The sequence below is a fragment of the Halomonas sp. B23F22_10 genome (genome assembly GCF_043496975.1).
Taxonomy (GTDB): domain Bacteria; phylum Pseudomonadota; class Gammaproteobacteria; order Pseudomonadales; family Halomonadaceae; genus Halomonas; species Halomonas smyrnensis.
In genome coordinates, this window is sequence record NZ_JBIEKF010000007.1 from 18,481 (window position 1) to 40,351 (window position 21,871).

Sequence of the window (21,871 nt, forward strand, 5' to 3'; positions counted from 1 at the left end):
GCCGCGTCGACGACGGGCGGCTGATGAATGCGCCTATTGTGGCCAGCCGTCGGCGCGCCGACCAATGAAAGTTTCGGCGGTCCTGTATCGATTTCTTTCATGAAGATTCCGGAATCTTCATGACTGAAACTCCAGATGCCCACCCTCGGCCGCCTGACAGGCCCGGCCCGAGCGGGCATCATGAGGCCTCGTTCGACAAGGAAGACGACGACGCATGAGCCTCGATCCCGATACCCTGATGGGTCCGCTGTGGACGCTGCTGGCCTTCGTCGGCCTGGGCTGGCTGGCGGCCCGGCGGCTGGCCGTCGACCCGCGCCCCATCGCCACCCTGCTGATCTACCTGATCGCCCCGCTGACCTTCTTCCGCGGCCTGATCCTCGGCGGGCCGACCCCGGCCTACCTGCTGATCACCGCCGCGCTGTTCGCCACCGCCTGCCTGGTGGCGCTGCTGGTCAGCGCGGTGGCCCGGCGCGCCCTGCCCGGCGAGGAAGGCGCGGTGCTGGCCTTCTCCGCCGGCACCGGCAACACCGGCTACTTCGGCCTGCCGGTGGCGCTGGCGCTGCTGCCGCCGGAGGGGGTGACGCTGTACCTGTTCGGGGTGCTGGGCGTGACCCTCTACGAGTTCACCCTGGGCTTCTACCTCAGCGCCCGGGGCCGCTTTTCGGTGCGCGACAGCCTGGCCAAGATCCTGCGCCTGCCGCTGATCTACGCCTTCCTGGCGGCGCTGCTGGTGGAGGGCGCCGGCCTGGAAATGCCGGGCGCGGTGATGGAGGGGCTCGAGGTCTTCCCGCCCGCCTACACCCTGCTCGGCATGATGATCATCGGCATGACGCTGGGGCGGGTCTCGATACGCCAGTTCGACTGGCGCTTCATCGGCGCCTGCGTGGCGGTGCGCTGCGTCTTCTGGCCGCTGCTGGCGCTGGGCGCGGTAATGGCCCTGCAGGCCACGACCGGCCTGTCGCCCGATCTGGCCACGGCCCTGCTGCTGATCGGCGTGGTGCCGATGGCCGCCAACGTGGTGGTGGTCGCCATGGAGCTCGGCATGGCGCCGGAGAAGGGCGCGCTGGCGGTGCTGCTCACCACCCTCGCCGCCCCGCTGCTGATTCCGCTCTACCTGGGCGGGATGCTGCCGCTGGTCAGCGGCTGAGCACGCGCGGGCCAGCGGCGCCTCACGGCACCCGGGCGGCGCCGGCCAGGCCCGCGCCCTCGGGCACGGCCGGGGCGTCGACGAGCGGTTCGCGCTCGATCAGCTCGCCGCGCCAGTCGATCAGCCGCAGGGCGCCGTCCGGGGTCTCGAGCAGCGCCGTGCAGTGCTCGACCCAGTCGCCGTCGTTGCAGTAGAGCACGCCGTCCCGGGCGCGGAAGCCGGCCTTGTGGATGTGGCCGCCGACGTAGCCGTCGAGCCCCTCCCGGGCCGCCTGGTGCAGGGCGGCCTGCTCGAACTGGGCGACGTAGCGCTGAGCCGCGCCGACCCGGCGCTTCAGCGCGCTGGCCAGCGACCAGTACGGCAGCCCCAGCACCCCCCGGGCGCGGTTGCACCAGCGATTGAGCGCCAGCACGAACTGGTGCATGCCATCGCCCAGCGCCAGCATCCAGGGCGCGATGCGCACATGGGTATCGAACTCGTCGCCGTGGCTGACCAACAGCCGCCGGCCGTCGGCGGTGACGTGGATCGCCCGGCGCTCGATCTGCACCCGATGGACGCGCAGCCCGCACAGCCGGCGCAGGGCGGCATCGTGGTTGCCGGGGATATAGATGATCTCGCAGCCGCCGCGGGCCAGCCGCAGCAGCCTGGCCACCAGCCGCTGCTGGGCCGGCGGCAGCACCGCCCGCTTCTGCATGGCGATCAGGTCGACGATGTCGCCGACCAGATAGAGCCGCTCCGGCCGCACCCGGCGCAGCAGGCTGGCCAGCAGCTCGGCCTGGCAGTCCCGGGTGCCGAGATGGATGTCGGACACGAAGAGGGTTCGCGCGCGAGGGGGCGTCGACATGGGCATTCTCCTGACGTGGCCCGGTCAGGATGCCCGCCGCGCATGACAGTCCCCGGGCGACGAGGTGACGATCCCGTGTCGCTGGAAGCTGGAAGACAGCGTAAGGAGCACCGCCCCCATGGCAAGCGTATGGGGGGGCGGTTTTTCTTCCCTCTTCCAGGCGCGAAGCGCCGCTCTTGCAGCTTGAGCCCGCGAAGCGCGGCGTTCTTCCGGCTCCGGGCGAAGCCCGGCCTAGTAGCGGTAGCCGTCGGGCTTGAACGGGCCCTCGGGCGCGACGCCGGTGTACTCGGCCTGGGCCTCGCTCAGGCGGGTGACCACGCCGCCGAAGCCTTCCACCATGTAGCGCGCGACCTCCTCGTCCAGGTGGCGCGGCAGCACCGAGACGGTGAGCGCCGCACGCCGCTCGGCCTCGTCGCGCTCGGCGAAGCGCCCCTCATAGAGGTGGATCTGCGCCAGCACCTGGTTGGCGAAGGAGCCGTCCATCACCCGCGACGGGTGTCCGGTGGCGTTGCCGAGGTTCACCAGCCGCCCCTCCGAGAGCAGGATCAGGTAGTCGCGGCTGTCCGGGTCGTATTCGCCGGGATCGCTGTCGCGGTAGACCTTGTGCACCTGCGGCTTGACCTCCTCCCAGTGCCACTGGCGGCGCATGTAGGCGGTGTCGATCTCGCTGTCGAAGTGGCCGATGTTGCACACCACCGCGCCGGGCTTGAGCGTCTTGAGCATGGCCGCGTCGCAGGCGTCGATGTTGCCGGTGGCGGTCACCACCAGGTCGATGCGCGACAGCAGCGCCCGATCGATGCTCGGCATGCCCTCGTTGACGCCACCCGAGTAGGGCGAGACCACCTCGAAGCCGTCCATGCAGGCCTGCATGGCACACAGCGGGTCGATCTCGCTGACCTTCACGATCATGCCTTCCTGGCGCAGCGAGGCCGCCGAGCCCTTGCCCACGTCGCCGTAGCCCACCACCAGCGCCTGCTTGCCGGCCAGCAGATGATCGGTGGCGCGCTTGATGGCATCGCTCAGCGAGTGGCGGCAGCCGTACTTGTTGTCGTTCTTGGACTTGGTCACCGCGTCGTTGACGTTGATCGCCGGCACCCGCAGCGAGCCGTCCCGGGCCATCTCCAGCAGCCGGTGCACGCCGGTGGTGGTCTCCTCGCTGATGCCGTGGACCGCGTCGAGCAGCTCGGGGCGCTTGTCGTGCAGCAGCGCGGTGAGATCGCCGCCGTCGTCGAGCACCAGGTTGGGCGTCCAGCCGTCGGGACCCTCCACGGTCTGCTCGATGCACCACCAGAATTCCTCTTCCGTCTCGCCCTTCCAGGCGAACACCGGGATGCCGGCGGCGGCGATGGCCGCGGCGGCGTGGTCCTGGGTGGAGAAGATGTTGCAGGAGGACCAGCGCACCGTGGCGCCGAGGTCGATCAGGGTCTCGATCAGCACCGCGGTCTGGATGGTCATGTGGATGCAGCCGGCGATGCGCGCCCCGGCCAGGGGCTGGCGCTCGCGGTACTGGTCGCGGATCGCCATCAGCGCCGGCATCTCGGTCTCGGCGATGCGGATCTCGCGCCGGCCCCAGTCGGCCAGTTCGAGGTCGGCCACCTTGTGGTCCGTGGTCGGCGGGGCGGATACGACGGGCTGGTTCATGGCTCACCTCTTCTCGACGAAAAGCGTGACCCTCACTATAGGCAGCCCGCCGAGCGGCGGACAATCAACGCTGGGCGGGGAGGATACTCGCGGCGCCCGCGAAGCCGTCGATGCCGGCCGCCTCGAGCCGGGCGGCCAGCGCCCGCACCTGCGAATGACTAAAGAAGGCCGCGAGCGCCTCGGCCCGCAGCGGCCCCAGGCCGGGCAGCGTCCGCCAGTCCGCCACGCGTCGAGACGCCAGGGCGGGCCAGTCCGGCGCGGCACCGGCATCCCAGCCGGGCGGCGGCCCCAGGGCCTCGAGCCAGGCGACGAACGGCCGCGACCGGGCCGCGGCGAAGCGCTCGGCCAGCCGCCGGGCCCGGATCTCGCCGATGCCGGAGGCGCCCTCGAGGGTGGCGGGCGACAGCACCAGCCAGTCGAGCAGGCCCCGCACCAGGCCGGCCTCGACCAGGGCGCGCCAGGTGCCCGGCCCGAGGCCCGGGATGGCCAGCGCCGAGTCGCCGGAGAGCCAGGCCATCCGCTCGAGGAACTGGCCCTCGCAGCCCGGCGTCGGATGCCAGCAGGTCAGCGGGCCATAGTCCTCGGCGGACGGCGGCGAGAGCTCGGGCCGCTCCACCGCCCGCCAGGCCACGCCGTCCAGCCGCGGGATCGTCAGCCCGGCCAGGGCCACGATCACGCGGTCGCCGGGGCGGATATCGAGCGCCTGCCAGCGTTCGAGCGAGCCCGCCGAGACCCGGCTCAGGCGGCGCCCGTCGAGGGTCACCGGCACCAGGTGCAGCAGCGGCGTGATGCGCCCGGTGCGGCCGACGCGGAACTCGACGCCACGCACCTCGGCCAGCGCCTCCCGGGGCGGATGCTTCCAGGCCGCGGCCCAGTCCGGCGGCTCGGCCCGCCAGCGCTCGCCGTCCGGCCGCCGCCCCTGCTTGAGCACCACGCCGTCGGTGGCGAAGGGCAGCGGGCCGCGATACCAGCGTTCGCGCAGGCGCGACGCCTCCTCGAACGCCGCCACGGGGCGGCTCCAGCGCCGGGTGTCGGGGAAGCCCATGGCGGCGAGGCCCTCGAGGCGATCGTCCATGGCCGCCGGCCCGTCGGGCCAGGCCCAGACGAACAGGCCGATCTCCCGGGCCGTGGCCGCATCGAGCCGCTCCCGGGCCAGCCAGCCCGCCACCGCGCTGCGTGCCCCCGCGCTTCCCGCCTCGGCCTGGACGTGGCCGTCGAGGCGACGATAGAGCTCGCCCTGCAGCACCACGCGCTCGGGCGGCGCGCCCGTCAGTCGCTCGGGCACCGCGGGCAGCCGGCGCATGGTTTGCGTCCAGTCCTGGCCGCGTTCGCCGTCGCCGCGGCTGATGGCTCGCGTGAGCCGCCCCTGCTCGTAGAGCAGCGTCACCGCCACGCCGTCCACCTTGGGCTGCAGCCAGGCGTCGCCGCGCCGCGCCAGCCAGGCGCGCACGGCGTCTTCGCCATCGAGCTTGGCGAGCCCGGTCTGGGCGATGGGATGGAGAACGTCACCGGCCGGGCCGCTCGAGGGCGGCGCATCAAATGCCCGTTCGGGAAAGCAGCGGCGCCAGGCCTCGAGGCGCGCGCGCGCCTGGTCATAGACGGCATCGGAGACCGGCGAGCTACCGTCGCGGCGATAGGCGGCGTTCCAGTCGCTCAGGCGTTCGTGCAGGGCGGCGAACTCGCGCTCGGCGCGAGGAGCCGGCCAGCTCGGGCAGTCATCGGCCGCGAGCGGCGCGGCGAACAGCCAGACCAGCAGGGCGAGATGGCGAGACATGGCGACACCGTCGGAGGGGCCTGCCCCGAGCCTATGCAAAGGCCCCGCCCGGCGATGCCGGACGGGGCCCTCTTCTTTCGTACGAGATCGGCGACGCACGAGATCGGCGACGCCTGCGGCGGTCGCCGAGCGCTTACAGGCCGGCGGCGTCGCGCAGCGCCTGGGCGCGGTCCGTCTTCTCCCAGGGGAAGGCGGTGAAGGTCTCGGTGTGCTCCTCGCCCTGGGTGTCGGTCCAGGTATAGGAGGTCTCGAACGGCTCGCGGCCGAAGTGACCGTAGGCCGCGGTCAGGCGATACATCGGGTGCAGCAGGTCGAGCATCGTGGTGATGGCGTTGGGCCGCAGGTCGAAGTGCTCGCGGACCAGCTCGATGATGCGCTCGTCGCTGATGCGGCCGGTGCCGAAGGTGTTGACCGACACCGAGGTCGGCTCGGCCACGCCGATGGCGTAGGAGACCTGGATCTCGCAGCGCTCGGCGAGGCCGGCGGCGACGATGTTCTTGGCCACGTAGCGGCCGGCGTAGGCGGCGCTGCGGTCGACCTTGGACGGGTCCTTGCCCGAGAAGGCGCCGCCGCCGTGGCGGGCCATGCCACCGTAGGTGTCGACGATGATCTTGCGCCCGGTCAGGCCGCAGTCGCCCACCGGGCCGCCGATCACGAACTTGCCGGTCGGGTTGATGTGGTACTCGGTGGTCTCGGTCAGCCACTCGGCCGGGATCACCTGCTCGATGATCTCGCGCTTGACCATCTTGCGCAGGTCTTCCTGGTCGATCTCCGGGTCGTGCTGGGTGGAGAGCACCACGGCGTCGACGGCACAGGGCTTGCCGTGCTCGTCGTAGCGGAAGGTCAGCTGGCTCTTGGCGTCCGGGCGCAGCCACGGCAGCATGCCGTTGCGGCGCAGCTCGGCCTGGCGCTCCACCAGGCGGTGCGAGTAGTGGATCGGCGCCGGCATGTAGGAGTCGGTCTCGTCGCTGGCGTAGCCGAACATCAGGCCCTGGTCACCGGCGCCCTGATCCTCGGGCTTGCTGCGATCGACGCCCTGGGCAATATCGACGCTCTGCTTGCCGATCAGGTTGAGCACGCCGCAGGTCTCGCCGTCGAAGCCGACGTCGGAGGAGGTGTAGCCGATGTCGAGGATCACCCGGCGCACCAGGTCCTCCAGGTCGACCCAGGCCGAGGTGGTGATCTCGCCGGCGACGATGGCCACGCCGGTCTTGACCATGGTCTCGCAGGCCACGCGGGCGTTGCGGTCGCGGGCGATGATGGCGTCGAGCACCGCGTCGGAGATCTGATCGGCGATCTTGTCCGGGTGCCCCTCGGAGACGGATTCGGAGGTAAACAGGGAGTATTCGCTCATGGCGTCCTCGGCCCTCAGGAAATGGGAGGAAGGCATCTGGCCCCAAGGCTCGGGCGGTGGCATGGCGCCGAGGCCCGGGCGGACCGGCTGGCAGCGGATTTTACACGCTCGCCGCGGGGCTTCCTAGCGCCGCTCGGACGCCGAGGCCGCCTGGCGCGCCCGCCGACGCGGCGATTTGAAGGCCGCGGCCCATTCGGCGACAATGTCCGCCCTGATTCGTGCGTGCCGCCCCATTTCGCGGCACATTCCAGCCGAGATCCATGCCCGGCCACCCCCGACCGGGCTGCGTCATTGCTACTTATCTGCCGCAGGCGAGGAGCTGACCCCCATGCCGTCCCGTTTCGAACTGGCCAATGCCATTCGCGCCCTGTCCATGGACGCCGTCCAGAAGGCCAATTCCGGCCACCCCGGCGCCCCCATGGGCATGGCCGACATCGCCGAGGTGCTGTGGAACGACTACCTCCAGCACAACCCGGCCGACCCGCACTGGCCGGACCGCGACCGCTTCGTGCTGTCCAACGGCCACGGCTCCATGCTGCTCTATTCCCTGCTGCACCTCTCCGGCTACGAACTCGGCCTGGAACAGCTGCAGAACTTCCGCCAGCTGCACGCCAAGACCGCCGGTCACCCGGAATACGGCTACGCGCCGGGCATCGAGACCACCACCGGCCCGCTGGGCCAGGGCCTGGCCAACGCCGTGGGCATGGCGCTCGCCGAGCGCACCCTGGCGGCCCAGTTCAACCGCCCGGGCCACGAGATCGTCGACCACTACACCTACTGCTTCCTGGGTGACGGCTGCCTGATGGAAGGCGTCTCCCACGAGGTCGGCTCGCTGGCCGGCACCCAGCGGCTGGGCAAGCTGATCGCCTTCTACGACGACAACGGCATCTCCATCGACGGCGAGGTCGAGGGCTGGTTCACCGACGACACCGCCAAGCGCTTCGAGGCCTACGGCTGGCACGTGGTGCCCGCCGTCGACGGCCACAAGCCCGAGGAGGTCAAGGCCGCCATCGAGCTGGCCCGCCAGCACGACGACAAGCCGAGCCTGATCATCTGCAAGACCATCATCGGCTTCGGCGCGCCCAACAAGCAGGGCAAGGAAGAGTGCCACGGCGCCGCTTTGGGCGAGGACGAGGTCGCCGCCGCCCGTCAGCAGCTGGGCTGGTCCCACGCGCCCTTCCATGTGCCGGAAGACATCTACCAGGGCTGGGACGCCCACGAGGCCGGCGCCAGCCGCCAGGCCGAGTGGCAGGCGCGCTTCGAGCGCTACGCCGAGGCCCATCCCGAGCTGGCCCGCGAGTTCCTGCGCCGCCAGAAGGGCGAGCTGCCCGCCGAGCTGACCAGCGAGGTGATGATCCAGCAGGCCCAGGAAAAGGGCGACTCCGTTGCCAGCCGCAAGGCCTCGCTGGCCTGCCTCAACGAGCTCGGCCCGCAGCTGCCCGAACTGCTCGGCGGCAGCGCCGACCTGGCGCCGTCCAACCTGACCTTCTGGAAGGGCGCCGAGGCGATCTCCGCCGAGGTGCCGGGCGGCAACTACCTGCACTACGGCGTGCGCGAGTTCGGCATGGGCGCGATCATGAACGGCCTGGCCCTGCACGGCGGCTTCGTGCCCTACGGCGCCACCTTCCTGATCTTCATGGAGTACATGCGCAACGCCGTGCGCATGGCGGCGCTGATGGGCCAGCGCGCGGCCTATGTCTTTACCCACGACTCCATCGGCCTGGGCGAGGACGGCCCGACCCACCAGCCGGTCGAGCAGCTGACCAGCCTGCGCACCACGCCGAACCTCTCCACCTGGCGCCCCTGCGACGCCGTGGAGACCGCCGCGGCCTGGAACGCGGCCATCAAGCGCCAGGCCGGCCCGACCGCGCTGGTGCTGTCCCGCCAGGGGCTGCCGCACCAGCAGCGCGACGCCCAGCAGCTGGCCGACATCCAGCGCGGCGGCTACGTGCTGAAGGACTGCGAAGGCACGCCGGAGCTGATCCTGATCGCCACCGGCTCCGAGGTCGGCCTGGCCATGGACGCCGCGGCCGTGCTCGCCGAGCAGGGCCGCGCGGTGCGCGTGGTATCGATGCCGTCCACCGACGTGTTCGACGCCCAGGATGCCGCCTACCGCCAGGCCGTGCTGCCGGCGGAAGTGGGCAACCGCATCGCCGTCGAGGCCGGTCACCGCGACTACTGGTACAAGTACGTAGGCCTCGAGGGCCGCATCGTGGGCATGGACAGCTTCGGCGAGTCCGCCCCGGCCGGCGACCTATTCAAGCACTTTGGCTTCACCGTGGACAACGTGGTGGGCGAGGCCGAGCAGCTGCTGGACGATGCCGACGACGACTGATCGCGACACCGTCTGCGACATCGGGAGGGTGCGGCCGCGGCCGCACCCTTTTTTTGTGCCGCCGATGCCTTGGCCCGCCCCGAGCGAGCCCCTATGATGAGGCCTCGGCCATGGCGCCTCTGTCATTGTCCATGGCCACTGTTCTCAGGGCGGGGTGAAAGTCCCCACCGGCGGTGATGGTCCCGCGCGCCTCGTTCGATACGAGCCTGCCAGCGACACGAGCCCGCGAGCGCCCGGCCCGGCCATCACGGCCCCGGGGTCAGCAGATTCGGTGAGATCCCGAAGCCGACGGTCATAGTCCGGATGGAAGAGAACGGCACCCCAGCCGGGAAGGCGCGGGCGCGCGGCCGATGCCGCACGCCTCGTTTATCCGTCGACGGTTCCGCATGCCCTGATTCTGGTAACTTTTTCGAGGAAGACCATGAATCAGTCGAAGTTCGAACACGCCCCCCGCATCGCCTTCATCCAGGCCAGCTGGCACAGCGACATCGTCGGCCAGGCCCGCGAGGCCTTCACCGCCACCCTCGCCGAGCAGCACGGCATCGAGGCCGACCGCATCGACGTCGTCCGCGTCGCCGGCGCCTACGAGATCCCGCTGCAGGCCAAGCTGCTGGCGAAAAGCGGCCGCTACGACGCCATCGTCGGCGCCGGCTTCGTGGTCGATGGCGGCATCTACCGCCACGACTTCGTCGCCCACGCGGTGATCGATGGCATGATGCGCGTCCAGCTGGACACCGAGGTCCCGGTGCTCTCGGTGGTGCTCACCCCGCACCACTTCCACGAGCATGCCACCCACACGGCCTTCTACCACGAACACTTCGTGACCAAGGGCCGCGAGGCCGCCGACTCCTGCGCCATGACGCTCGCCAACCTGCGCGAGGCGCGCAAGCTGATCGACGCCTGAGGCATTTCTAACGCCCGCCCCGACGGGGCGGCAACGCAAGAAGGCACGGCTTGCGCCGTGCCTTCTTGCGTTTCGCCCTCTGCCGGATCAGGCCAGGGTGACGGTGTCGTCCAGGTAGACGTCCTGGATGGCGTGGAGCAGCTCGACGCCCTCGTCCATCGACTTCTGGAACGCCTTGCGGCCGGAGATCAGGCCCATGCCCCCGGCGCGCTTGTTGATCACCGCGGTACGCACCGCCTGGGCCAGGTCGCTCTCGCCGCCCGCGGCGCCGCCGGAGTTGATCAGCCCGGCGCGGCCCATGTAGCTGCTGGCCACCTGGTAGCGGGCCAGGTCGATGGGATGCTCGGAGGTCAGCTCATCGTAGACCTTGGCGTGGGTGTGGCCGAAGCCGATGTCGCGATAGCCGGCGTTGGTCTCGGCCATCTTCTGCTTGACGATGTCGGCCTTGAGGGTCGCCGCCAGGTGGATGGCCTGGCCGGTGAGGTCGGCGGCGGTGTGGTAGTCCTGGCCCTCGTGCTTGAAGGCCGGGTTGCGCAGGTAGGCCCACAGCACCGTGACCATGCCCAGCTCGTGGGCGCGCTCGAAGGCCTGGCTGATCTCGCCGATCTGGCGGCGGCTCTCGGGCGAACCGAAGTAGATGGTCGCCCCCACCGCCGCACAGCCCATCTCGAAGGCCTGCTCGACCTGGGCAAACAGCGTCTGGTCGTAGACCGCCGGATAGGTCAGCGTCTCGTTGTGGTTGAGCTTGAGCAGCATCGGGATCTTGTGCGCGTACTGGCGCGCCACCGAGGACAGCCCGCCCAGGGTCGAGGCCACGGCGTTGCAGCCGCCTTCGATGGCCAGCTCGACGATGTTGGCCGGGTCGAAGTAGAGCGGGTTGGGGGCGAAGGAGGCACCGGCGGAGTGCTCGATGCCCTGGTCCACCGGCAGGATGCTCAGGTAACCGGTGCCGCCGAGCCGCCCCTGGTCGAACAGGGCCTGCATGTTGCGCAGCACGTGGGGCCGGCGGTCGCTGTGGGCCATGACCCGATCGATGAAGTCCGGGCCCGGTGCGTGGATCGACGCGGCCGGAATGCCACGGCACTGGTGGGTCAGCAGGCTGTCCGCCTCGTCGCCGAGATGTTGGGCTATGTTGGTCATCGCCGCTTTCGCTCCTTGATGGCTGGTTGTCGGGGGAGTTCGCGAGTCCCTCCCTAGCCTAGAGCAAGCGACGCGCGGCGACAGCCCGTCCACGACACGAAAGGGCCGCCGTCTCGGCGACCCCGAACCCGACTTGTCGTCGCCTCCCGCCAGCGCCTGGCGCGAGACGGCGACGGGTCTCACGACGCCATCGGCGATGCCCCGTAGGCCGGATAGTCGATGTAGCCGACGTCCGTGCCGCCATACATGGTGGCCGGATCGACCTCGTTCAGCGGCCATCCCCGGCGCAAGCGTGCCGGCAGGTCGGGATTGGCGATGAAGGGCCGGCCGAAGGCGAACAGGTCGCCATGACCCTGCTCCCGCATCCATGTCGCCTTCTCCGGCGTGTAGCGGCCGGCATAGAGCAGACGCCCGGAAAAGGCGGTACGCGCCTCGCGGTAGAAGGCGTCCGGCAGATCCGGGGCCCTGTCCCAGTCCGCCTCGGCAATGGAGACGTAGGCCACGCCGGCCTGCTCCAGCCGCTCGATGGCCGCGATATAGGTGGCCTGCGGATCGCCCTCGACCAGCCCCAGATAGACGCGATCCTCGTCGGTGCTCTCGAACAGCGGCGAGAAGCGCACACCCAGGCGCTCGGCGCCGACCACGCCGGCCACCGCCGCGACGATCTCTTCCAGGAAGCGCAGGCGATTGGCCAGGCTGCCGCCGTAGCGGTCGGTGCGGACATTGGTATGCTCGGAGATGAACTGGTTCACCAGATAGCCGTTGGCGCAGTGCAGCTCGACGCCGTCGAAGCCGGCCGCCATGGCGTTGCGCGCCGCCTGGGCGTAGAGCTCGACGAGCTCCTCCACCTCCGCCGTGGTGAGCGCCCGGGGCTCGCTCGGCTCGGTCAGCTCGCCCTCGCCCGGCCCGGTCTCGACGAACACCTTGACCGCTTCGGCGCGGATCGCCGAGGGCGCGATCGGGGCCTCGCCTCCCGGCTGCAGCGAGCAATGCGACACCCGCCCGACGTGCCACAGCTGGCAGAAGATCACGCCGCCCTCGGCGTGCACGGCGTCGGTCACCGCCTTCCAGCCCTCGATCTGTGCCTGCGAGTGAATGCCCGGCGTCCAGGCGTAGCCCTGGCCCCGGGCTTCGATCTGGGTGCCCTCGGTGATCATGAAGCCGGCACCGGCACGCTGGGCGTAGTAGCGCGCCATCCAGTCGTTCGGCACGTTGCCGGGCTGGCTGCTGCGCGAGCGCGTCAGCGGCGGCATCACGATGCGGTTCGGCAGGGTAAAGGGGCCCAGGCGGACCGTCTCGAACAGTGGTGCGTGCTGCGTACTCATTCCAACCTCCTGGCGTCTGGCGACTCGATTCGGGTTGGGAGCTTAGGGACGCACGGATACCATTAGAAACAAGTGTTTCTTGTAAAGGCTACCAACATGAATGGTATCAACCGGCTCGACGTGAAGCAGATGCGGGTGCTCGAGGCGCTACTGCGCGAGCGCAACCTGTCCCGGGTCGCCGCCGACATGGGGCTGACCCAGCAGGCCATCAGCGAACAGCTGCGCAAGCTGCGAGCGCTGTTCGACGACCGGCTGTTCCTGCGCCAGGGCAACGCCATGACCGCCACGCCGCTGGCCCTCGAGCTGGGCGAGAAGGTCAGCCGGATCCTGCGCGACATCGATGCCCTGCTGACGCCCGCCGACTTCACCCCGGCGACCTACGAGGGCGTGGTGACGATCAGCGCCACCGACTACGCCAGCCAGGCGATCCTGCCCGACTTCCTGCGCCGGGTGCGGCACCAGGCGCCCTCGCTGAGACTGATCGTGAAGAACGTCCGCGCCGACCAGGTCGAGCGCCAGCTGATGACCGGCGAGCTGGACCTGGCGCTGTCGTTCCCGGACTTCCTGCCCCCCGGCCTGCCCTATCTCACGCTGTTCGAGGATCGCCACATCTGCGTGGCCAGCCCCTGCTCGCCACTGCACGGGCGGACCCTCGACATCGCCGAGATCGCGTCGCTGCCGCAGCTGGTGATCTCGCCCTCGCGGGCGGACCTCAAGGGCTCCCACGATCAGTGGTTCGCCCGCCAGGGGCTCGAGCGCCACATCGTGATATCGGTGCCGAGCTTCAAGGCGGCGCCGGACGTCCTCTACACCACTGACCTGATCGCCTTCTATCCGGCCAGGCTGCTGCCCAATCCCAAGGTGGCGCCGCTCGAGGTCGACTTCGCCACGCCGACCTTCGAAGCGGCGGTGGCCTGGCATCCGCGCACCCAGAACAGCGCCATCCACCGCTGGATGATCGAGCTGTTGAGCCGCCCGTCGCCCGATGCCGACACACAGGCCTCCGGCGAACGTTCGGCGGATTTCCCCCCGCCGCTCTGGCATGATGACGCCTGAGGAAGAACATCAGTCAGGGAGAACGAGGTGATCGCAGTGCTGCGCGGGTTCCTGTGGCTCACGGGGGTATGGCTGGCCGGCGAGACGCTGGTCGTGCTGCTCGACCTGCCGGTCTCGGCCGGGGTGGTGGGCATGCTGCTGATGACCGCCCTGCTGATGTTGCGCATCGGCCGGTTCGATGACATCGCCGCCGCCGGCCAGCCGCTGATCGGCCTGCTGGCGATGCTGATCATGCCCGGCGTGGTGGGGGTGTTCTTCGTCGCCGACGACTTCGCCGGCCAGTGGCTGGCCGTCGCGGTGTCGCTGGTGGTCGGCACCTTGGCCAGCGTGCTGACCACCCTGCTGCTGATGCGCCGCTGCATGCCCGCCGAGCCCGAGACGGACGCGACGCCGGGGTCCCGCTCATGAGCGACGCCCTGATGGCGGTGCGCGAGGCACTGCTGGCCACTCCACTGTCGGCCATCGCCCTGACGCTAGCCGCCTATCTCGCCGCCCTGTGGGCCGTCGAGCGCCTGGGACGCCCCAGCTGGTGCCCGGCGGTGCTGCTGGCCGCGCTGCTGGTCGCCGCCACGCTGTGGGGGCTGTCCATCGACGTCGCCGACTACCGGCGCGGCGCCGACTGGCTGATGCTGCTGCTCGGACCGGCCACGGTGGCGCTCGGGGTGCCCCTCTACCAGCAGCTGCCTCACATCCGCGCGCTGTGGAAGCCGCTGGCGCTGAGCCTGCCCCCGGCGGCGGCCCTGGCCTCGTGCTATTCGCTGGCGCTGGCCTGGGCGCTAGGTGCCAGTCCCGAGGTGCTGGCCTCGCTGGCGCCCAAGTCGGTGACCGCGCCGATCGCGCTCGGCATCGTCGAGGGGCTCGGCGGCTCGGTGCCACTGCTGATGGGCGGGCTGCTGCTCACCGGGGTGATGGCGACCCTGGCGGTCAGTCTGCTGGCCCCGGCGCTGGGCATTCGCGACCACCGCATCCTCGGCTTCGCCCTGGGGGTCAACGGCCATGCCATCGGCACCGTGCGCGCCTTCGAGCTGAGCCCCGCCGCCGGCGCCTTCGCGTCTCTGGGCATGAGCCTGACCGGCATCCTCACCGCCCTGTGCCTGCCGCTGGCCTGGCGACTGCTGGGCCTCTAGCCCCCCTTCGCCAGTGGGCGACTTTCGTCGCATACGCGCGCGAGGCCGGCGCTGGTGCGCATCTCCCGGGCGCCCCGACCGGCGACGACGATCGCGAAATAGGCTAGAATCGCCGCCTCTCGCCCACCGGACTCGGGAGCCTCGGACAGGCCATGGCCCTACGCATCGCCATCAACGGTTACGGCCGCATCGGCCAGTGCGTGCTGCGCGCGCTCGTCGAGCGTGACATGCCGGAGCTCGAGGTCGTGGCCCTCAACGAGCTGTCCGGGCTCGACACCATCGCCTATCTGACCCGCTTCGACACCACTCACGGCCGCTTCCCCGGCAGCGTGGAGGTCGACGGCGAGCAGCTGGTGATCGACGGCCACCCGATCCGGGTACTCTCCGAGGCCGATCCGGCCGCCCTGCCCTGGGCCGAGCTCGAGATCGACCTGGTGCTGGAATGCTCCGGCAGCTTCAAGGAACGCGACATCGCCGAGGCCCACCTGGCCGCCGGCGCCGCGCGCCTGCTGTTTTCCCAGCCCGCCGAGAGCGACGTCGACGCCACCATCGTCAGCGGCATCAACGACGCCGACCTGACGCCTGCATGTCGGGTGATCTCCGCCGCCTCCTGCACCACCAACTGCCTGGTGCCGGTGCTGACGGTGCTCGACGAGGCGCTGGGCCTCGACCACGGCGTGACCACCACCATTCACTCGGCGATGAACGACCAGCCGGTGATCGACGCCTATCACCAGACCGACCTGCGCCTGACGCGCTCGGCGATGCACTCCATCGTGCCGGTGGACACCGGCCTTTCGCGCGGCATCAACCGCCTGATGCCGCATCTGGCCGACCGCTTCGAGTGCCTGCACGTGCGGGTGCCGACCATCAACGTCTCGGCCATGGACCTGGCGCTCTCGGTGCGCACCGATACCGACGCCGAGACGGTCAACGCCCTGCTGCGCGAGGCCAGCGCCCGTCGGCTCGCCGGGCTGCTCGGCTACACCGAAACGCCCATGGCCTCGGTCGACTTCAACCACGATCCGCGCTCCGGTATCGTGGACGCCACCCAGACCCGGGTGGCCGGCGGCCGCCTGATCAAGATGCTGTGCTGGTTCGACAACGAGTGGGGCTTCGCCAATCGCATGCTCGACGTTGCCGGCCGCATCGCCCGACTGGGCCCGGTGCCACCCTCCGATGCCTGAGACCCCTTCGGCTTTCCCAGACGAGGAATCTGCTTCCATGAACGTGCGCAAGATGACCGACCTCGACCTCGACGGCCAGCGAGTGCTGATCCGCGAGGACCTGAACGTGCCCGTCAAGAACGGCCAGGTGACCAGCGACGCCCGCCTGCGGGCCGCCCTGCCGACCATCCAGGCGGCGCTCGAGGCCGGCGGCAAGGTGATGCTGATGAGCCACCTGGGCCGTCCCACCGAGGGCGAGCCGGCCGAGGAATTCTCGTTGGCGCCGGTGGCCGAGCATCTGGCCGGCCTGCTCGGGCGCCCGGTGCGCCTGGTCGAGGACTATCTGGAGACGGCGCCCGCCTTCGAGGCCGGCGAGGTCGTGCTGCTGGAGAACGTGCGCTTCAACAAGGGCGAGAAGAAGGACGACGAGGCCCTGTCCCGGGCCTATGCCGCGCTGTGCGACGTCTACGTGATGGACGCCTTCGGCACCGCCCACCGCGCCCAGGCCTCGACCCACGGCGTGGCGCGCTTCGCCCCCGCCGCCTGCGCCGGCCCGCTGCTGGCCCGGGAGCTCGAGGCACTCGAGAAGGCCCTGGCCACCCCGAAGCGCCCGATGACCGCCATCGTCGGCGGCTCCAAGGTCTCCACCAAGCTCGAGGTGCTCAACGCGCTGTCCGAGAAGTGCGACCGCATCATCGTCGGCGGCGGCATCGCCAACACCTTCATCGCCGCGGCCGGCTACAACGTCGGCAAGTCGCTGCACGAGGCCGACCTGGTCGAGGCCGCCAAGGCGCTGATGGACAAGGTCGAGATCCCGCTGCCCAGCGACGTGGTGGTGGCCACCGAGTTCTCCGAGCATGCCTCCGCGGTGACCAAGCCGGTCGACCAGGTGGGCGATGATGAGATGATCCTCGACATCGGCCCGGAGACCGCCGCCCGGCTCGGCGAGCAGCTCAAGGCCGCCGGCACCATCCTGTGGAACGGCCCGGTCGGCGTGTTCGAGATCGACCAGTTCGGCCATGGCACCGAGGCGCTGTCCTACGCCATCGCCGAGAGCGACGGCTTCTCCATCGCCGGCGGCGGCGACACCCTGGCGGCCATCGACAAGTACGGCATCGCCGAGCGGGTCTCCTACATCTCCACCGGCGGCGGCGCCTTCCTCGAGTACGTCGAGGGCAAGGTGCTGCCGGCGGTCGCGGCCCTCGAAGCCGCCGCCGAATAATCACGAACACTGGGACGCAGGCGGCGCGGCGCGCCGCCTCACACAACAAAGGGTGACTTCATGGCACTGATCAGCATGCGCCAGATGCTGGACCACGCCGCCGAGCACGGCTACGGCATCCCGGCCTTCAACGTCAACAACCTCGAGCAGATGCGCGCCATCATGGAAGCCGCCGACGAGACCGATTCCCCGGTGATCGTCCAGGCCTCCGCCGGCGCCCGCAAGTACGCCGGTGCGCCCTTCCTGCGCCACCTGATCCTGGCCGCCGTCGAGGAATTCCCGCACATCCCGGTGGTCATGCACCAGGACCACGGCACCAGCCCCGCGGTGTGCCAGCGCTCCATCCAGCTGGGCTTCTCCTCGGTGATGATGGACGGCTCGCTCGGCACCGACGGCAAGACCCCGACCAGCTACGACTACAACGTCGACGTCACCCGTCGCACCGTCGAGATGGCCCACGCCTGCGGCGTCTCCGTCGAGGGCGAGCTGGGCTGCCTGGGTAGCCTGGAAACCGGCATGGCCGGCGAGGAAGACGGCGTCGGCGCCGAGGGCAAGCTCGATCACGACCAGCTGCTGACCGATCCGGAAGAGGCCGCCGCCTTCGTCAAGGCGACCCAGGTGGACGCCCTGGCGATCGCCATCGGCACCAGCCACGGCGCCTACAAGTTCACCCAGCCGCCCACCGGCGACACCCTCTCCATCCAGCGCATCAAGGAGATCCATGCCCGCATCCCCGAGACCCATCTGGTGATGCACGGCTCCTCCTCCGTGCCGCAGGAATGGCTCGAGGTGATCAACGAGTTCGGCGGCGCCATCCCCGAGACCTACGGCGTGCCGGTCGAGGAGATCGTCGAGGGCATCAAGCACGGCGTGCGCAAGGTCAACATCGACACCGACCTGCGCCTGGCCTCCACCGGCGCGGTGCGTCGCTTCCTGGCCGAGAACCCGGCCGAGTTCGACCCGCGCAAGTTCCTCAAGGTCAGCACCGCGGCCATGAAGGAGGTCTGCAAGGCCCGCTACGAGGCCTTCGGCACCGCCGGCCAGGCCAGCAAGATCAAGCCGATCAACCTGGAAGAGATGTTCCTGCGCTACGAGCGCGGCGAACTGGACCCGCGCGTCAAGTAAGCAGAAAAGTCCCGATGAAAAATGCTTTAAGGGTGGCCTCACAGCCACCCTTAAACAAGCATAAAAGGGCTAAAATAAAACCTGCAAAACCTACCGACACCCAGCGTCAAAAAGATTCATTCTCACAAGCCTCTTCACCATTTTTGATTTTCGGAAATACCCTCCCTTACTGCCACCACAGTTTCAACCAGCTCTTCCAGCGACTTAGTAAGGGCCACATGACCACCTTCCGAGGCATAAACCAAAAACTCCAACATCATAGACTCTTTAGCGATATCCAACAAATCACTATCCGCCTCCTCATCTGGAATCGTCATGTAGTGATGAGGCATATACCCATGAGCAAACTGAATATCTTCAAATAGAGTCCTGATATCGGGGTCATCCAACCCACAGCCAACAAAAAGAAAAGTGTGAGTAAGAGCCAAGGATTTCAGCAACTCATAAAAAAATCTATTTTCTGTTCTTGCCTTGGCATAGTCAGATCTCGAAAATATAATGTCATTAGGGTTACTTGCTTGACCATGGGTTTTAATAACAACCCTATAGTCACCGCCGCCAATATAATTGACCAAGTCATTGCTAGTATGATCCTTTACCACCACGGTGCCACACGAAACACCGCTGGCATACTGCTCGTAAATATTATCGAAATTCGGAGTAGCGACTACCGAGCAATCCAAATTGTATATATGCTCATGTATGGGCGCCGGAGAGAACCCTTTTTGCTGAAATTCATTTAGCACTAACCGAGAAAACCTATTAACCCCGAGCCGCCTCTTTAAAACTTCACAAGCAGTCAAATAGTCACACACATCCAAGTATTTTCGGATTCCTTCCGAATAGCCAGCTGTTTCAGCTGCTTTTTCTAAGAACTCTTGCCATGTACAAGGCCTTTCGCCATCACCATTCACCGAATTACGAGAGACGCCTGAACCAAAGAACACCACGCACCTCCTACGTGCAATGGCATCTACCAATTCATCCGGCCAAGAAATCATGCGCCTACCTGCCTAACAAAGTTATCCGCTATTTTTTCATAAATATAGAATGAATCATTAACCTTAGTGTAGTGCGAACCAACGATTCCATCTTTAGCACCAAGCTCAAAAACTGGCGCTTTCACTTGCTGCGACAAAGGGATAATACTGTGAAGAATAGGTATCTCACCCAAAGAGGCACTCGACGGATCAACATCAAAAAACTCACAAAGAGAAACCATTTCTTCTTGCTGTTTGTCTCTTATCCTCTCAAACGCCTTGACGGGCTGCCGCTCCCCCTGCTTTCTTTTTGCAGTATATTGCTGCATAACATAGCCAGAAAAGGTCAAGCTCCAAGAGACCTCTTCATCACCTACTTCAAATCCTTCGCCTTCTTCCTCGTAGTACTTACCAATTGCTTGCTCAAGATCAGACTTCCACCTCTCAAACGAACCAATAACATTCTTAATAGCCATCAAACTAAAGATGTCTACTGAAAGAGGCATTACAAAACAGTCAACCCCCAACAAAATAGAACGATTTAGAGCGCCTAGAGAAGGCCCCATATCCACAAGCACGTAATCGTACTCACCCTCAAATCTCCCCACAAGATCCTTTATAGTAAAAGTCGTCTGAAACCCTCTGGGCTCGCCATTTCTAGTATCAGCCCAATCTGTCGCCAGCAGATCTTCTCTGAGTGAAAGCTTGGGATCCCCAACAATCAAATCTACAGAAAACCGCTCACTTCTAGTTATCCTTGGAAGCTTCCTAGAATACCCTTGACCTCTTCTCACAGGCTCAAATATCGAGTCGATACTACGCCGCCCATCACGCAGAAGCTCTTCTTCAAGCTGATCATCAGGAAGCAAGTATGCAGACGCATTGCACTGAGGGTCACAATCTATCACGAGCACCCTCTTGTCTCTTTTTATAGAAAGAAAAGCAGCCAGGTTACAGATAAGGGTTGTCTTCCCAACGCCGCCCTTGTTATTAAAAAATCCGACACTTTTCATACATCCACCTCCACCAATAAACGTCACTAAAACTACACTTTCCAAAAAAACTACACAACCCCCACTGCTTTCAGCTTCCCATCATTGCCGAAACGTAAAAAAAAGCCTTACAATAGAACATGTCAGAGTGTAAACCTTGGTCCGAGCAGGCTAGTAAAGCCTAGCATTTAACGACCTATATGCTCGGCTAAAACTGTAGTGACTAGCACTATTATTGGAAAACAAGTGCCGAGCCTTAAAGCCGGCGCTACCATGCGAGCCCCGCCATGCACAACCTGTGGATTCCCGTGGCCGCCATCCTGCTCGTCGCCGGCCTGATCTTCGGCGGCCAGTGGATGGCCGACAACGACCGCGACGACCGGATCGCCGAGCGTATCGCCGAGCGCCTCGAGGCCCAGGACGACGTCGGGATCGAGCGCCTGCTCGAGGTGAACAAGGGCTACGGCCTGTGTGGCGACGCCGTGCGCGCCGAGCGCCCCGCCCTGCCGTTCTACTACCACACCGTCACCGAGCAGCTGGCACTGGGCGCCGACGCCCCGGCCTACCGCGAGAACTGCGGCCGCCACGCCGCGCCCTGAGACGCGCAGCCTTCCTGTGCTCCAGTTGGCTTAGGCAAGGTATGAAAAGTCGGCGAGCGAAGGCTAGGGCTAGACCCGTTCCCGACGGGCCAACGCACTTCCCACATCCCTGTGGGTCGCAAGGCAAAAATCAGCGACAAATCGGCAGGGATTGCCGATTTAGGCAGTTCTGCTGCTCGAAGCGCGAGTGACAGGATGTCACGAGTCAAAAGCCGGAGTTTACGAGCTGTAAATGAGGACTTTGACCGGGCTCGCGCACGAGCGGATTTTTAACGCCGTATAGCCGAGCGCAGACACTTTTCCGACTTCGCCTAGAGGTAGCGCGCCCGGAAGTGCCACTCTCCGGGGCCGATATCGTTGTGGATCGCCGCCACGATATCGGGATCGAGGGCCGGGTCGTCCAGGTCATAGAGGCCGCACTGCGCCAGCGCCTGGCGCGGGCTGACCGTGTCGGCGATGCGCTCGTAGACCACCCGCACGCCGCAGGGCATGCGCTCGCTGCTGTCGGCCACGCCCAGCTTGAGCCCGCTGAGACGCGAGACGTGACTCTTGAAGCTGGGGAAGAGGATGGTCTGGGTCATCTCGTGGCCGTTGAGCGACTCGTGGTCGGCCAGGAACAGGCGATCGGTCAGCAGCAGCGCCACGCCCTGGTAGCGGTTGTGCCAGTGGCGACCGCCGGCACGGGGCGGCATGCGTTCGGTGCGCTGGTAGAGCACGTCCTCGCCACGCCGCTCGAGGCAGACCAGGGTGCACAGCACCTGTCCGGGCCGCGACATGGCCAGGTAATACTCGTGGTAGCAGCCGAGATAGCGCGACATGCCCTGACGCCCCTGCTCGAGCAGCGCAGCGGGCAGCCCCAGCGACGGCGCTCGCTCGGGCGCCTCGCCGTCCGGCGTCGACTGCAGCCGTACCAGCGAGCGGAACTCGTCGTGGGGCAGCAGGATCTCGTGCACCTCGACGCCGAAGAAGTCGCAGATGCGGCGCATGGTGTTGTTGGCGGGCTTGTAGCGGCCGCTGAGGTAACGGTTGAACTGCGCCCGGTTGATGTCGAGCCGACGGCACACTTCGGCGATGGAGCGGTAGTAGCTGCACAGCAGCCGGAGGTTGGCCGCGAAGTCGTCATGCATGTCGGTGGGTTCC

General features: G+C 67.3%; 19 protein-coding genes and 1 riboswitch. Of the genes, 10 read left to right on the top strand and 9 right to left on the bottom strand.

The features are described 5' to 3' along the window. The first annotated feature begins 214 nt into the window (after nucleotides 1–214). Nucleotides 215–1,147 (top strand): AEC family transporter, encoded by a 933-nt coding sequence (locus ACGTNF_RS14590; RefSeq protein WP_394602297.1) that lies wholly within the window; start codon nucleotides 215–217, stop codon nucleotides 1,145–1,147. A 22-nt stretch (nucleotides 1,148–1,169) separates the two neighbouring features. Here ACGTNF_RS14590 and ACGTNF_RS14595 read toward each other — a convergent pair whose 3' ends face one another. The 4 genes from ACGTNF_RS14595 to metK all read right to left on the bottom strand — a co-directional run bounded on the left by ACGTNF_RS14595 (nucleotide 1,170) and on the right by metK (nucleotide 6,760). After that, nucleotides 1,170–1,991 carry a UDP-2,3-diacylglucosamine diphosphatase gene (locus tag ACGTNF_RS14595; protein ID WP_394602298.1) on the bottom strand — a complete coding sequence of 274 codons (822 nt, stop codon included), beginning with the start codon at nucleotides 1,989–1,991 and terminating at the stop codon, nucleotides 1,170–1,172. Nucleotides 1,992–2,222: 231 nt separating this feature from the next. Then, nucleotides 2,223–3,632 carry an adenosylhomocysteinase gene (gene ahcY, locus ACGTNF_RS14600; RefSeq protein WP_152477874.1) on the bottom strand — a complete coding sequence of 470 codons (1,410 nt, stop codon included), beginning with the start codon at nucleotides 3,630–3,632 and terminating at the stop codon, nucleotides 2,223–2,225. Between the two features lie 64 nt (nucleotides 3,633–3,696). Then, nucleotides 3,697–5,406 carry an NAD-dependent DNA ligase LigB gene (gene ligB / locus ACGTNF_RS14605; RefSeq protein ID WP_394602299.1) on the bottom strand — a complete coding sequence of 570 codons (1,710 nt, stop codon included), beginning with the start codon at nucleotides 5,404–5,406 and terminating at the stop codon, nucleotides 3,697–3,699. A gap of 133 nt (nucleotides 5,407–5,539) precedes the next feature. Continuing rightward, the gene (gene metK, locus ACGTNF_RS14610; protein ID WP_016856279.1) at nucleotides 5,540–6,760 is read right to left on the bottom strand and encodes a methionine adenosyltransferase; all 1,221 of its coding nucleotides are present in this window, start codon (nucleotides 6,758–6,760) and stop codon (nucleotides 5,540–5,542) included. A gap of 328 nt (nucleotides 6,761–7,088) precedes the next feature. On the opposite strand from metK, the gene tkt reads away from it, so the two are divergent. Together tkt and ACGTNF_RS14620 are read left to right on the top strand one after the other, a co-directional pair. Next, a complete protein-coding gene (tkt, locus tag ACGTNF_RS14615; protein ID WP_394602300.1) occupies nucleotides 7,089–9,095 on the top strand; it encodes a transketolase in 2,007 nt (668 codons plus the stop codon). Nucleotides 9,096–9,231: 136 nt separating this feature from the next. Further along, nucleotides 9,232–9,414, top strand: a riboswitch (FMN riboswitch). A 102-nt stretch (nucleotides 9,415–9,516) separates the two neighbouring features. After that, entirely contained in the window at nucleotides 9,517–9,999 is a 483-nt protein-coding gene (locus tag ACGTNF_RS14620; RefSeq protein WP_394602301.1) for a 6,7-dimethyl-8-ribityllumazine synthase, read from the top strand. An 87-nt stretch (nucleotides 10,000–10,086) separates the two neighbouring features. Here ACGTNF_RS14620 and ACGTNF_RS14625 read toward each other — a convergent pair whose 3' ends face one another. Beyond that, a complete protein-coding gene (locus tag ACGTNF_RS14625) occupies nucleotides 10,087–11,139 on the bottom strand; it encodes a class I fructose-bisphosphate aldolase (RefSeq protein ID WP_394602302.1) in 1,053 nt (350 codons plus the stop codon). Between the two features lie 179 nt (nucleotides 11,140–11,318). Next, on the bottom strand, nucleotides 11,319–12,464 hold the full coding sequence (locus ACGTNF_RS14630; protein ID WP_394602303.1) for an alkene reductase: 1,146 nt from the start codon (nucleotides 12,462–12,464) through the stop codon (nucleotides 11,319–11,321). Nucleotides 12,465–12,560: 96 nt separating this feature from the next. On the opposite strand from ACGTNF_RS14630, the gene ACGTNF_RS14635 reads away from it, so the two are divergent. From ACGTNF_RS14635 to fba, 6 genes are all read left to right on the top strand, one after another. After that, nucleotides 12,561–13,520 (top strand): LysR family transcriptional regulator, encoded by a 960-nt coding sequence (locus ACGTNF_RS14635; protein WP_394602304.1) that lies wholly within the window; start codon nucleotides 12,561–12,563, stop codon nucleotides 13,518–13,520. Nucleotides 13,521–13,550: 30 nt separating this feature from the next. Next, nucleotides 13,551–13,928: a CidA/LrgA family protein gene (locus tag ACGTNF_RS14640; RefSeq protein WP_172977739.1), complete on the top strand. Its 378-nt coding sequence runs from the start codon at nucleotides 13,551–13,553 to the stop codon at nucleotides 13,926–13,928. Further along, on the top strand, nucleotides 13,925–14,647 hold the full coding sequence (locus ACGTNF_RS14645) for an LrgB family protein (protein WP_394602305.1): 723 nt from the start codon (nucleotides 13,925–13,927) through the stop codon (nucleotides 14,645–14,647). The genes ACGTNF_RS14640 and ACGTNF_RS14645 overlap by 4 nt, the downstream gene beginning before the upstream one ends. A gap of 152 nt (nucleotides 14,648–14,799) precedes the next feature. Further along, nucleotides 14,800–15,834 (top strand): type I glyceraldehyde-3-phosphate dehydrogenase, encoded by a 1,035-nt coding sequence (locus ACGTNF_RS14650; protein WP_394602306.1) that lies wholly within the window; start codon nucleotides 14,800–14,802, stop codon nucleotides 15,832–15,834. Between the two features lie 37 nt (nucleotides 15,835–15,871). Next, on the top strand, nucleotides 15,872–17,035 hold the full coding sequence (locus ACGTNF_RS14655; protein ID WP_394602307.1) for a phosphoglycerate kinase: 1,164 nt from the start codon (nucleotides 15,872–15,874) through the stop codon (nucleotides 17,033–17,035). 60 nt (nucleotides 17,036–17,095) lie between these two features. Continuing rightward, nucleotides 17,096–18,160, top strand: coding sequence for a class II fructose-bisphosphate aldolase (fba, locus tag ACGTNF_RS14660; RefSeq protein ID WP_016856269.1), 1,065 nt, complete (start codon nucleotides 17,096–17,098; stop codon nucleotides 18,158–18,160). 134 nt (nucleotides 18,161–18,294) lie between these two features. On the opposite strand, the gene ACGTNF_RS14665 is transcribed toward fba, so the two are convergent. Together ACGTNF_RS14665 and ACGTNF_RS14670 are read right to left on the bottom strand one after the other, a co-directional pair. Then, nucleotides 18,295–19,161 carry an SIR2 family protein gene (locus tag ACGTNF_RS14665; protein WP_394602308.1) on the bottom strand — a complete coding sequence of 289 codons (867 nt, stop codon included), beginning with the start codon at nucleotides 19,159–19,161 and terminating at the stop codon, nucleotides 18,295–18,297. Continuing rightward, nucleotides 19,158–20,153: a ParA family protein gene (locus tag ACGTNF_RS14670; protein WP_394602309.1), complete on the bottom strand. Its 996-nt coding sequence runs from the start codon at nucleotides 20,151–20,153 to the stop codon at nucleotides 19,158–19,160. The genes ACGTNF_RS14665 and ACGTNF_RS14670 overlap by 4 nt, the downstream gene beginning before the upstream one ends. A 266-nt stretch (nucleotides 20,154–20,419) precedes the next feature. Here ACGTNF_RS14670 and ACGTNF_RS14675 point away from each other — a divergent pair, with 266 nt between their 5' ends. Then, complete coding sequence (locus ACGTNF_RS14675; protein ID WP_152477865.1) at nucleotides 20,420–20,731, top strand: hypothetical protein; 312 nt, start codon at nucleotides 20,420–20,422, stop codon at nucleotides 20,729–20,731. 311 nt (nucleotides 20,732–21,042) lie between these two features. Here the strand turns inward: ACGTNF_RS14675 and ACGTNF_RS14680 are convergent, their stop codons facing one another. Next, a complete protein-coding gene (locus ACGTNF_RS14680; RefSeq protein ID WP_394602310.1) occupies nucleotides 21,043–21,858 on the bottom strand; it encodes a helix-turn-helix transcriptional regulator in 816 nt (271 codons plus the stop codon). Nucleotides 21,859–21,871: the final 13 nt, after the last annotated feature.